Here is a 12,442-nt window from a genome sequence, read left to right on the forward strand (position 1 = left end):
TCCGGGCTACAGGTTCGAAACTACGCCGACTTGCGCACCGCGTTGTCGACCAGCGTCTTGCCGAGCGACCAGATCGCGCCGGGCACCTTGTGGCTGCCGGCGATCACGTCGTCGAACGACTTCTCGATCCAGGTGCAGTCCTCTTCGGTGATCATGAGCGGCGGCAGCAGCTTGATGGTGTGGAGGCCGTGGCCCGCGACCTGGGTCAGGATCTTGTGATCCTTGAACAGCGGCACCGTGATCAGCTGGCAGAACAGGCCCTTGTTGGCGGTCTCCAGCAGATTCCACGACGCCTTGAGCCGCAGCGATTTCGGCGGACCGAACTCGACGCCGATCATCAGGCCTTTGCCGCGAACTTCCTTCATCAGTTCATAGCCAGGCACCATGCGCGTCAGCGCAAGACGGAGCTCGGCGCCGCGCTTGGCGGCGTTCTCGACGAGCTTCTCGGCCTTGATGACGTCGAGCGTGGCAATGCCGGCGGCCATCGCGAGATCGTTCTTGGCGAAGGTCGAGCCATGCACGACCGCGCGGTCCATCTGGTTGAAGATCTTGTCGAAGATGTTCTTGCGCGTCAGCAGCGCGCCGATCGGCACGTGACCGCCGGACAGCGCCTTCGCCAGCAGCACCATGTCGGGCTCGATGCCCCAATGCTCGATCGCGAGGAATTTTCCGGTGCGGCCGATGCCGGTCTGGATCTCGTCGGCGATGAACAGCGTGCCGTATTTGCGGCACAGCGCCAGCGCGCCGGGCAGGAACTCGTCGGTGGGCATGTTGACGCCCTTGCCCTGGATCGGCTCGACGATGAAGGCGCCGACCTGGCGCGACGACAGCGCCTTCTCCAGCGCTTCGAGATCGTTGAAGGGAATCGGAGTGCAGCCCGGCAGCAGCGGCTCGAATCCGCCGCGGAAATTCGAATCATCCGTCAGCGACAGCGCGCCGTAGGACAGGCCGTGGAACGAATGCCCGCAATAGACGATACCGGGGCGGCCGGTCGCGCCACGCGCGAATTTGATCGCGGCTTCGACGGTTTCGGCGCCGGAATTGGCGAAAAACACCTTGTCCAGATATGGAACATGTTCCAGAAGACGTTCAGCGAGCACGCCGGCGAGCGTCGAGACATCGAGCTGCACGAGATTGGGCAGATCGGCGTCGAGCACGCTCTTCAGCGCCTGGCGCAGGGCCGGATGATTGCGGCCAATCGCAAAAACGCCAAATCCGCTCAATAGATCAAGGTAACGAGCCCCCTGACGATCGAAGAGGTATTGGCCTTGCCCCTTCTGGAAGCCGACGTCGTAGCCGATGGTCTTGAGAACGCGAACGAGCTGCTCGTTGAGGTGACGCGTGTGCATGGCACCGCGCTGCCCCTCGCGCTCCACAAAAATCTCGGAAACGTCTAAATTGGAACTTACCATTCGTTACATACGTCGGTTGATGGCCATCTCGTCAACTTAAAACGCTCGCTAGCGGCGTTTTGACCCCCGCTCGGATCGTCCAGTTAAGCACAGGTTTGGACCATGTTGCACTGCCCAAGAACTTTCGCGCGTACAATAGCCTTTTCAGGTTTATTTTTGGCCACCGTATTATCACCGGCACTTGCAGCGGACCCGACCGGCGACTGGAAGGTCGCTGACGGTGTCGCCACCATCCGCGTCGCCCAGTGTAATGGCAACATGTGGGGTGCGGTGTCTTGGGAAAAAACCCCAGGCGGCAAGGATAAGAACAATCCTGATCCTGCGAAGCAGAGCAGGCCGACGCTCGGCATGCCGATCCTGATCGACATGAAGAAGAAGGCCGGCGCGGATGCGTGGGAAGGTCAGGTCTACAACGCCAAGGACGGACAGCTCTACAGCTCGACCATCAAGCCCGTCGGCACCGATCAGCTCGAGATCCAGGGCTGCGTGCTCGGCTTCCTGTGCGGCGGCGAGACCTGGACCCGCGTCGGTCCGCCGATTCCGGTGAGCGCCGCCGGCAGCCCGGCGGCGAAGGGCACCCAGCCCAAGTCGACAGCACCGCAGAAAACCACCGGTGCCGTGGCGCCGGCCACCAAGCCGGGGCAAAAGCAGGCCCCGAGCAATGCCAATGCGCAGGCTGACGCCGTGGGCGATATCTGCCTGCTCCCCGACATCGCGCGACCGACGCATTAGCGGAAACCTGCGGGAACACCGTCCGCTGACATCGCGGCTCGGCGGCGCCTGCCGCCAAGCCGGTTCGACAGCGAATCGCCAACGCGTCAGGTGACGTCGTTGGCGATGTCCTCCTCCTTGACCTCGCGCGGCTTGCCCATCAGCGCCGGCTGGAACAGCAACACCGCCGCGAGCGTGGTGACCAGCGAGAGCGCCAGCAGCTTGCCCATGCTGGCGGTGCCGGGATGGCTCGACAGCCACAGGCTGCCGAACGCGGTCGCCGTGGTCAGCGCGCTGAAAAAGATCGCGCGTGTCAGGCTCGACTGCAGCAGATTCGTCCTGCCCTGGCGCCACGCCGTGACATAGTAGATCTTGAACGCCACGCCGACGCCGAGCAGCAGCGGCAGCGCGACGATGTTGGCGAAGTTGAGCGGCAGCCCGATCAAGACGCAAATCTCCAGCGTGACGATGCCGGCGACGAGGAGCGGCACCAGCGTCATCAGCACGTCGACGACGCGGCGCAGCGTGAGCCACAGCAGCAGGCTGATCGTGACCAGCGCCAGAATGCCGGCGTGGATGAACGCCTTCACGATGACGTCGCCCGACTTCAGGATCGAGACCGGTCCGCCGATCGCGGTCGGCTCGGCGGCGAGCACGGCGTCGGCAAAGCGGCGCAGATTGTCGTTGTCGTTCGGATCGCCCTTCGGCTCCACCTCGACACGCATCAGGCCGTCCTTGGTCTTCCAGCTGGCGACGAGTTCCGGCGGCAGGTTCTGCAGCGTGACGGTCTGGGCCTGCAGCGTATTGCGGAGCTGATCGAACACGATCTTCATCGGCGCGACGAATACGTCCTGCGCCTTGTCGCGGGTCGCCTCATTCGCATCGGCGAGCTTCTGCAGCGCGTCGGCGAGCCGGCGCGCGGCCAGCGCACCCGGCCCCTTGCCGTCGCCCGCGGTCTTGCGCAGGCCGTCGACCGAGCTCTTCAGCGACTCGACATTCTCCTGATCCGACGGCGCCGGATCGACCGAATCCGGGTTGAGCGCGGGGCCGAGCGTCTTGGCCGCCTGCGCGATCAGCTTCAGCTTGGCCGGCTGGTCGTCGGGCACGAAGCTGTCGAGCGACATCACGCGCGACACTTCCGGCAGCTTCTCGAGCTTGGCCTCGATCTTCTTGGCGTCGGCTTCCGAGCGCGTCATCACATTGATGGCATTGGCGCCGGTGTTCGGATCCTTCCTCAGGTCGAGGAAGGTCGCGATCGATTCCACCTTGGAATTGCGCAGATTGATCGGGTTGAAGTCGAACTTCATGTAATGGAGCAGCGGCAAGCCCGCGACCGTGACCAGCAGCGTGCCGACGATGATCGGAACGCGATGCTTCTCCAGGAAGTTATCGAGCGGCGCCAGGAAGGCGTAGCCGACCGGCTCCTTCTCGCCGGGCGGATTGAGCAGATCGAGCAGCGCCGGCAGCACCGTGATGCTGGTGACGAACGCCACCAGCATGCCGGCGCCGGCGATCTTGCCGAGCTCCGAGATGCCCTTGTAGTCGGTCGGCAGGAAGCAGAGGAAACCGGCAGCGGTCGCCATCGCGGCGAGCGACAACGGCACCGCCGAGCGGCGCGCCGCGTTTTCCAGCGCCAGCGTCAGATTGTCGTTCTTGAAGCGCTCGGAGCGGTAGCGGACGCTGAACTGGATGCCGAAGTCGACCCCGAGGCCGATGAACAGCACGGCGAAGGCAATCGAGAGCAGGTTCAGCGAGCCGACCATCATCAGGCCGACCGCCGTGGTGATGGCAAGCCCGATGAACAGGTTCACGAACACGGCGAAGATGATCTTGCCGGAATGCAGCGCCATCCAGAGGATGACCAGCACGATCACCACGGTGCCGATGCCGTTGGTGATCGCGCCGTCCTGCACGGTGGCGTATTCCTCGTTGGCGATCGGCACCGGTCCGGTCAGGCGAACGCGCGCGTGATATTCAGTCGGGAATTTCAGATCGGCCGCCGCCTGGCGGATCGCATCGGTCGCGGCCTTGCCCGGCTCCAGCGCCGAATAGTCGATGATCGGCTTGATCTCGATGAAGGCGCGCTTGTCCGAATCGGTCAGCGGCTTGTCGCTGGTGAGCTCGCGCCACGAGAAGGTCGCGTTGCCCTTGGCGAGGACGGTCTCGACCGTCTCGGAGATCAGGTTGAAGGGCGGCGCGGCATTGTCGAGCTTGACCTGCCCGCGCTTGACGCCGGCAAGGCCGGTCTCGAGCGCGCCGGTCAGGCCGCGTATCGAGGGATCGCCGGCCATGATCTCGATCAACGGTGCAGCCGATTCGAGCTGGCCCGCGACCTTGCCGACCTCTTCGGTCGGCAGGAACAAGAGGCCATTCTTCTCGAAGAATTCGCCGGAGCCGAGCGCGGTGATCGCTTCGAAGTTCTTCTTGTCGGCCTGCAGCTTCGCGGTGAGCGCCTTCGCGGCCGAGCTGGTCAGCTCCGGCGTCGCTGCCTCGACCACCGCCAGGATCAGCCGCTCGCGATCAAATGCTTCCTCGAACTGGTTGTCGCGCTTGCGCCAATCGAGATCCGGCGAGATCAGCTTGTTGATGTCGGTGTTGATCGAGAAGTTGCGGGCCGTGTAGAAGCCGGCGCCGATCGACAACAGGACAGAGATAATCACAACCGGAAGGGCAAAACGCGTACAGGTTCTAACAACGGAGACGACAATATTTGTCAGCACTTCGTTTCTTTCTATCTCGGGGAAGCATGGCCGAAAACGCCCGCTCTGTAGCGGAGTTCCCGGGACCGATCTAATGTTGTTTTGGTTATCTTCCTCGACGGGACGGCGAGGAGGTTCCAAACCACAGGAACGGCCACGAATGGCCGGTATAAACCGCATCAGTGGGCGATAAAGTGACGAACAAGTGAGGGAGACGGACGGTCGCAGGGATCGAAATCCACACCATATTACCTCTAACGCCCCTGGTCCGTGACCACGCCCCCATCGAACCGCTACCTTTTTGCCACAAATCGCTGTATTTCCATGCGCTTGGGGCGCAGATCCCGTCCAGGAACTGTGATGGCTCAGACATTGCAACTGACGTTGCGACGTCCGACCTGTGGAGTGCGTTGCCGAAAAGGCCGCAGGGCATTGAACGAGATTGGTGCAATTTGCGTAACGGACGTCAGATGGAAGTGTTTCTTGCTCAGCCGCGCGGCTTTTGCGCGGGCGTTGTGCGCGCGATCGAGATCGTCGAACGCGCGCTCGAGAAGTATGGGCCGCCGGTCTATGTCCGCCACGAGATCGTGCATAACAAACACGTCGTCGAGAGCCTGAAGAAGAAGGGCGCGATCTTCGTCGAGGACCTCTCGGAAGTGCCGGCCAAGGCGGTGACCGTCTTCAGTGCCCATGGCGTTGCTAGGAGCGTCGAGGAGGAGGCGGAAGCCCGCGATCTGCCGGTGCTCAATGCCACCTGCCCGCTCGTCACCAAGGTCCACAACCAGGGCAAGCGCTATATCTCGAAGGGCCGCGCCCTGATCCTGATCGGGCACGCCGGCCATCCCGAGGTCGAGGGAACCATGGGCCAGGTTCCGGGGCCGGTCCTGCTGGTCCAGAGTGTCCAGGACGTGGCGGAACTGCGGCTGCCGAGCGATACGCCGGTCGCCTACATCACCCAGACCACCCTGTCCGTGGACGACACCAGGGACATCATCGCGGCCCTTCAGGCAAAATTTACAGATATTCAAGGCCCGGATATCAGGGATATCTGCTATGCGACACAGAACCGCCAATCTGCGGTAAGGGACCTCAGCAAACTGGTTGACGTCATTTTGGTGGTGGGGGCCGCCAACAGTTCCAACTCGAACAGGCTTCGTGAAATCGGCACCGAGGTCGGCGTCGCGAGTTATCTCATTGCCGATGGGAGCGAACTCAATCCGGATTGGCTCAAGGATGCGAAGGCCGTCGGCATTACCGCGGGCGCTTCTGCGCCCGAAGTTTTGGTCGACGATGTGATCGAGGCTCTGCGGCGGATCGGACCGGTGTCGGTCTCGGTCGTTCCGGGCCGAGAAGAGAATATCGAATTCCGGCTGCCAGCCGAACTGACTGCGGGCTGATCTGAACCCACATCCCTTTGATAAGTGCAGAAAGAAATCGTCTAATGGCTATACCGTTCTTCAAGGAAATGCGGATCGGCGGTTATCTGATCAAGCAGAAGCTGCTTGGCCGCAAACGCTATCCGCTCGTGCTGATGCTGGAACCTTTGTTCCGTTGCAACCTCGCCTGCGTCGGCTGCGGCAAGATCGACTATCCCGATGCGATCCTCAATCGCCGCATGACGGCGCAGGAATGCTGGGATGCGGCCGATGAGTGCGGCGCGCCGATGGTGGCGATCCCCGGCGGCGAGCCGCTGATCCACAAGGAAATCGGCGAGATCGTGCGCGGCCTCGTGGCCCGCAAGAAGTTCGTCTCGCTGTGCACCAATGCGCTGCTGCTCGAGAAGAAGCTCGATCTGTTCGAGCCGTCGCCCTATTTGTTCTTCTCGGTGCATCTCGACGGCCTGAAGGATCATCACGACAAGGCGGTGTCGCAGAAGGGCGTGTTCGATCGCGCCGTCTCGGCGATCAAGGCGGCGAAGGCGCGCGGCTTCACGGTCAACGTCAATGCCACAATCTTTGATGGTCATCCGGCCGAGGAGATCGCCAAGTTCCTCGATTTCACCACCGAGCTCGGCGTCGGCGTCTCGATGTCGCCGGGTTACGCCTATGAGCGTGCGCCCGACCAGGAGCACTTCCTCAACCGCACCAAGACCAAGAAGCTGTTCCGCGACGTCTTTGCGCTCGGCAAGGGCAAGAAGTGGAATTTCATGCATTCCGGCCTGTTCCTCGACTTCCTCGCCGGCAACCAGGAATACGAGTGCACGCCCTGGGGCATGCCGGCGCGCAACATCTTCGGCTGGCAGAAGCCCTGCTATCTGCTCGGTGAAGGCTACGCCAAGACCTTCAAGGAGCTGATGGACACCACCGACTGGGACACCTACGGCACCGGCAAGTACGAGAAGTGCGCCGACTGTATGGCCCATTGCGGCTATGAGCCGACCGCGGCGACCGCCGCGATCAACAATCCGCTGAAGGCGATGTGGGTTGCGCTGCGCGGCATCAGGACATCGGGCCCGATGGCGCCCGAGATCGACATGTCGAAGCAGCGTCCGGCGCAGTACATCTTCGCCGAGCAGGTGCAGAAGAAGCTCTCGGAGATCCGCCGCGACGAGGCTGCGGCCGCCGCCGCCAAGCAGCAAGCGAAGGCCTCGACCGCCGCCTGACGCGCGATGTGAGCGAAAGCAGAAATCGGGATAGGGGGGAGCCTCGCAGCCCCTCCCCTCCCACACCACCGTACATACGGGTCCGTATACGGCGGTTCGCTGGATTAAGCGGCAAGAGTTGTTCTGTTGCCGCCGTAGTTTGGGTGTCAGCAATCGTCGCGCCAGCTTCGACTCCTCTGATCAGCGTCAGTCAGGGTTTCACCCCTTCCCGCCGTTCCGAGGCCAGTTGCCCGGAATTCAGTCGCATGGCCGATGCGATATCGCTGCATCTACTCGTCACTTCCAGCGTTCAGGCCTTCGGCGAAACTCGTTCCGCCTACTATGCCCTCTGCTGACTTCTGCACTGCGGTCAGATCGCCTTACGACGACCTCAGTCTCGTTGCCGAGACGCAGCGCAGATCTCCCGAGGTAAGATCGACCGCCTTCGCCGCACGCCCGCCGGATTTACCACCCCGGCCCTTGATGACCGTGGACTTCGCGATCACGTGCTCGCTCGTCCGGCCGGGTAGGCCTCGTTATCCGGTTTTTGTCCATCGGGCCGCGGCTTTGCTCCACGCTTCCTTCAGACCCCACCTCGCGATGACGCCCTTGCGCTTCGCTAATCCTTCACCGTCATCAGGCTGGATAGAGGACTTCCACCTCCAAGCTGCCGGTCATGCTCGGCACACACATGAAAGCCCCGGTTCAGCGAACCGGGGCTTTTTTCTTTGGATCAGGATGCCGCATGCTCTTCCGATCTCGTGCGCAGAAGCAATCTCTCGATCTCTGCCGCGCGCGGTGCACTGAGTGTGCCGCGCTCGATCCCGAGCGGGACGTTGCGCAGGGCGAGCTCGCGATACAGCGCGCCGGAGGGAGGAAAGCGCTCATCCAGCGCCCGGAGATGCTTGAGGATCGTTCCGACGTCGCCGCGCGCCACGCAGCCGCCCATGCCGTTGGCGAGGCCACCGTCGAGAACAGCCGCGACCGTCCCCCGCAGCAGCGGCATCATCGCGCGCAACGCGTCGGCCTCGCTGGCGCCAAAGCTCTTCCAGAGCTCGACGCCCTCCTTGAGCAGCGCGATCAGGAACGGACCGACGTAATAGGCCGACGCATGATAGAGCGCCCGCGCACCGGCCGGCAGCGCGAGCGGTTCACACCCGATGCGGGTCGCAAGCAATTCCAGGTCACGCCTGAAGTCGCCCTCTGCCTCGATGCCGACGGTGCATCCGCGCAACCCCTCGAGCGCGACGTCGGGATTGGCAAACATCTGCATCGGATGAAATCCGCCGGTCGCGGCGCCTGCGGATTTCGCATGATCGAGCGCGGCCAGTTCGGTCGCGCCGCTGCAATGAACCACGCGGTGACGCGGCTCCCAGCGCAAGTCGCGGCAGACCGGCAGGATCGCGTCGTCGCTCACGGTCAGGAAAACCATGTCGCAGCGGTCGACGACCTGCTGCGCATCCGTCATCGGCCGCGCCGACGGGATGCGGGATCCGAGCCGCTGCGCGGCATCGGCACCGCGGTTGTAGAACGCCGCGACGTTCAGCCCCGCGCAGGCGAAGGCCGGCGCGAGCGTCTGCGCCACGCGGCCGGCGCCGATGAAGCCGATCCGCAACGCCGCCAGCGCCGTGCTCATTGCGCGTAGCTCCCGTCGATGCGGTCGAGCCTGCGCCGTAGCGCCGGCCATTCCAGCAGGCCGTACCCGGCTTGCAGATTTTGCGCCGCTTCATTCAGCACCGGATTGGTGTCGCGCTCATTGTCCAGCGTGATCTCGGTGCCGGCAAAACAGGTCACCGTGTTGCCGATCGCCATCTCGGTCGGCGCATGCAGCGGCCGGCCACAGCCGAGCGCGTCGACCTGGATCCGGCAGGCCTGCTCCAGCCAGTAGATCGCGTTGAACGCCTGCGGAATCGTGTTGCCGCACACCAGGAGGCCATGATTGCGCAACACCAGCAAATTGTTGCGACCGAGATCAGCGACGACCCGGTCGCATTCCTCCCGATCGATCGCCGGCCCCTCGAAATCGTGATAGCCGATCCGACCGTGAAACCGCATCGCCGTCTGCGACAGCGGCAACAGCCCTTCGGCAAGCGTGCTGACGGCGGTGCCTGCCCTGGTGTGGGTATGCAGGACGCACTTCACGTCGGGTCGCGCGCGATGGATCGGGGCATGCAGATAGAAGCCGGCCACGTTGACGTTGTAGCCATGGTCGGGCTGCAGCAGGGTCCGGCCCTCGATGTCGATCTTGACGAGGCTCGACGCGGTGATCTCCTCGTACAGCATGCCATAGGGATTGATCAGATACTGATCGTGATGCCCCGGGACCTGTGCACTGATGTGGTTGTAGATCAGGTCGGTCATTCCGTAGAGCGCGACCAGGCGGTAGCACGCCGCAAGGTCGACGCGGGTTGCCCACTCCTCGTCTCCGACGACGGCCCTGACATCGCTGACGGCACAAACTTCGGTCTGACGCATGACTTGGACCCTCAGTGATGGATGACGGAGGCACGTTCGACGATGGCGCCAAGACCTTCCGTCGATGGAAGCCCGCCGAATACCTGCATCCCGTCCGCGCCAAGCCTGGATTTCACGAACAGTTCGGCGGCCGCGGCGTCGCCATGCTTCAGCATCTCGGCGGCCTGCAGCGCATGCGCCATGCGGGTGACGAGTGCTCTCGCATGCCCGTCGTCCGGGTATCGAGCACGCAAGCGATCGGCGAGATCGTCCGTGCTTCGGTCATAGACCGGATTGAGGCCCCTGCTCGCACGCAACTCGTCGACGAATGCGTCCCGGCAATTCGCATCGCGTTGTATGGCGCGCAAAACGTCCATGCACATCATGTTCGAGGTACCTTCCCAGATCGAATTCAACGGCGCCTCGCGATAGAGCCGGGCCATCGGATTCTCCATGATGAAGCCGTTGCCGCCATGCACCTGCAGGCATTCATAGGTGAAGGCCGGCGCGCGCTGGCAGTTCCAGAACTTCATCACGGGTGTCGCGACCCGCGCCAGCAATCGCTCGTGTTCGCTTGTCTGCAGGCCGTCGGTCGCGCGCGCGACCCGAAACGCGCCGAGCATCGCCGCCTCGCTCTCGAGCGCGAGGTCGGCGAGCACGTTGCGCTGCATCGGAAGCTCGGACATCGGCTTGCCGAACGCCGTTCGCGTTTGCGCGTGGTTGAGGGCGAGGCTCAGCGCCTGGCGCATCAGCCCGGCGGAGCCGACCGCGAAATCCAGCCGCGTCAGATGGGCATGCGAAAGGATTTCCGCGATGCCGCGGCCCTCTTCGCCAACCAGGATCGACCACGTATCGTGGTACTCGATCTCGCTCGACGCGTTCGACCGGTTGCCGCACTTGTCCTTCAGACGCTGAATGTGGATGCGGTTGGCACTGCCATCGAGCAGCAGGCGCGGCACGAACAGGCAGCTGACGCCGGACTGGGTGCGCGCCAGCGTGTAGAATCCGTCGGCCACCGGCACCGAGAAGAACCATTTGTGGCCGGTGAGCGCATAGATCTCGCCATGCGCGCCGCGCTCGACAAAGCGCGCGGTGGTCTGGGTCTCACGCAGATCGGAGCCGCCCTGCTTTTCGGTCATGGCGTAACCGATGACCGCGGAGCGCTTGGCCTCGATCGGAAGCCGCCGCGGATCGTAGTCCGCCGCCAGCGTTCGCTCCCGCCACAAATTGAATTGCGGCTTGCCGGAGAACCCGGCGATCGCGGCGTACGCCATCCCGGTGGGGCAACCGACGCCGTTCTCGATCTGGTTCCAGAGATAGCTCAGCGCCGCACGCGCCAGATGGCCGTGTGGTTCGCGCGTCGACCAGGCGAGGCTATGCACCTCGCTCCGGAACGCCAGCGCCATCAATTGATGCCAGGCCGGATGAAATTCGACCCAATCATTGCGGTTGCCATACCGGTCATGGGTCAGGAGCTTCGGTTCGTGCTCGTTGGCCAGCCGTGCCGCCTCCTGTACGGATTCGCTGCCGGCATGAGCTCCGAGCGCGGAAAGCTTGTCTTTCGCCCACGGCGCGATCGTCGCGATCAGGCCACTCAGCGCGCGGTCGTCATCGAACGCATTGAAGCCGAGCGCCGGCCGCGCCTGATTGCGTACTTCATGGGTCGCAAACGGAGCGGCTTTCGCTTCAGCGACGGCAACCGGCTGGACGCGCGCGTTCATGCGGAGACTCGCGATACAGGGATGAGTTCAGGCGTGGCGTGGCGAAACAGCATGCGCGCGGAAAGCCCTGCGATCGACTGTGCGATCGCCTTCGCCGCGTCGGAATCGGGGGCCGCTTCGGGCGCAAGGGGACCGACCAGCGCCTCCATGAAGGCGCCGGTCACGCAGGATGCCGCGACGTTCGCGTCGATCTCGACGAACTCACCGCCGGCGATACCGCGCCGAACCAGCCTTGCGATCTGATCGGCCAGGGCCGCCCGGTATTTCAGGCGCGCCGCGTCGATCTCGGGTTCACAGGGTTCGGCGATCAACGCGTACGCCAGGCGGCGGCCGCGCATCGCCCGGACCGCGAAAGTGTAGATCGCGTCGACCAGGCACTGGGACGCCGAGCCTTCCGCCTCGACGATCGCGGCGACGACAGCCACCTCGCGCTCGGACACCAGGGCGAGCACCTGCGCGTACAGGTCCGCCTTGGAGTCGAAGTAGCGATACACGCTGCCCGTGGCCACGCCGGCCCGTGAGGCGATCAGGGCGATCTGGGCGTCCTTCCAGCCACTCAGCGCCACGGCCTCCCTGGCGGCATCGAGAATACGCGCTTTGGTTTCGACCAGTTGGTTGAGGCGAACGGCAGCGATTGCCATAGTGAACCTTAATTCATGAATAAAGGATCATAGTTCATTCTCGGATGAATTGCCGTAGCTGTCAAGCATTGACCCAGCGCGGTCCGCGCAGGGCCCCTTCCCGGGGCGCCGGCGCGCTGCTGGCAAGTCGTCATAGGCTGACCGCGCGAGCCGCCGGCCCGAGGGACACGGATATGCGGGGTCTCTCACCGCACAGCCGACGCGCAAGTCCCGCTGACCGCGT

The 12,442-nt window shown here is 63.7% G+C and carries 9 protein-coding genes; 3 read left to right on the forward strand and 6 right to left on the reverse strand.

Annotated features, from left to right (window positions below):
• Positions 1-20 precede the first annotated feature (20 nt).
• On the reverse strand, positions 21-1,412 hold the full coding sequence (hpnO, locus tag J2R80_RS36860) for an aminobacteriohopanetriol synthase HpnO (RefSeq protein ID WP_057015689.1): 1,392 nt from the start codon (positions 1,410-1,412) through the stop codon (positions 21-23).
• Positions 1,413-1,514: 102 nt separating this feature from the next.
• Here hpnO and J2R80_RS36865 point away from each other — a divergent pair, with 102 nt between their 5' ends.
• The gene (locus J2R80_RS36865; RefSeq protein WP_253640300.1) at positions 1,515-2,144 is read left to right on the forward strand and encodes a DUF2147 domain-containing protein; all 630 of its coding nucleotides are present in this window, start codon (positions 1,515-1,517) and stop codon (positions 2,142-2,144) included.
• 86 nt (positions 2,145-2,230) lie between these two features.
• Here J2R80_RS36865 and J2R80_RS36870 read toward each other — a convergent pair whose 3' ends face one another.
• Positions 2,231-4,843: an MMPL family transporter gene (locus J2R80_RS36870; RefSeq protein WP_057015691.1), complete on the reverse strand. Its 2,613-nt coding sequence runs from the start codon at positions 4,841-4,843 to the stop codon at positions 2,231-2,233.
• Positions 4,844-5,292: 449 nt separating this feature from the next.
• Here J2R80_RS36870 and ispH point away from each other — a divergent pair, with 449 nt between their 5' ends.
• Together ispH and hpnH are read left to right on the forward strand one after the other, a co-directional pair.
• Positions 5,293-6,219, forward strand: a complete 927-nt coding sequence (ispH, locus tag J2R80_RS36875) for a 4-hydroxy-3-methylbut-2-enyl diphosphate reductase (RefSeq protein ID WP_076833051.1) — start codon at positions 5,293-5,295, stop codon at positions 6,217-6,219.
• A gap of 44 nt (positions 6,220-6,263) precedes the next feature.
• Positions 6,264-7,424, forward strand: a complete 1,161-nt coding sequence (hpnH, locus tag J2R80_RS36880; protein ID WP_028331712.1) for an adenosyl-hopene transferase HpnH — start codon at positions 6,264-6,266, stop codon at positions 7,422-7,424.
• A gap of 712 nt (positions 7,425-8,136) precedes the next feature.
• Here the strand turns inward: hpnH and J2R80_RS36885 are convergent.
• From J2R80_RS36885 to J2R80_RS36900, 4 genes are read right to left on the reverse strand one after another with little or no spacing between them, the layout of a single operon-like run.
• Positions 8,137-9,039, reverse strand: coding sequence for a Rossmann-like and DUF2520 domain-containing protein (locus tag J2R80_RS36885; RefSeq protein WP_076833049.1), 903 nt, complete (start codon positions 9,037-9,039; stop codon positions 8,137-8,139).
• On the reverse strand, positions 9,036-9,878 hold the full coding sequence (locus J2R80_RS36890; RefSeq protein ID WP_253640301.1) for a class II aldolase/adducin family protein: 843 nt from the start codon (positions 9,876-9,878) through the stop codon (positions 9,036-9,038). Before J2R80_RS36890 ends, J2R80_RS36885 begins: the two co-directional genes overlap by 4 nt.
• 11 nt (positions 9,879-9,889) lie before the next feature.
• Positions 9,890-11,578, reverse strand: a complete 1,689-nt coding sequence (locus tag J2R80_RS36895) for an acyl-CoA dehydrogenase family protein (protein WP_253640302.1) — start codon at positions 11,576-11,578, stop codon at positions 9,890-9,892.
• A complete protein-coding gene (locus tag J2R80_RS36900; protein ID WP_057015695.1) occupies positions 11,575-12,219 on the reverse strand; it encodes a TetR/AcrR family transcriptional regulator in 645 nt (214 codons plus the stop codon). Before J2R80_RS36900 ends, J2R80_RS36895 begins: the two co-directional genes overlap by 4 nt.
• Positions 12,220-12,442: the final 223 nt, after the last annotated feature.

Origin of the sequence: Bradyrhizobium sp. USDA 4541 (genome assembly GCF_024171085.1) — a bacterium.
Lineage (GTDB): Bacteria > Pseudomonadota > Alphaproteobacteria > Rhizobiales > Xanthobacteraceae > Bradyrhizobium > Bradyrhizobium australafricanum.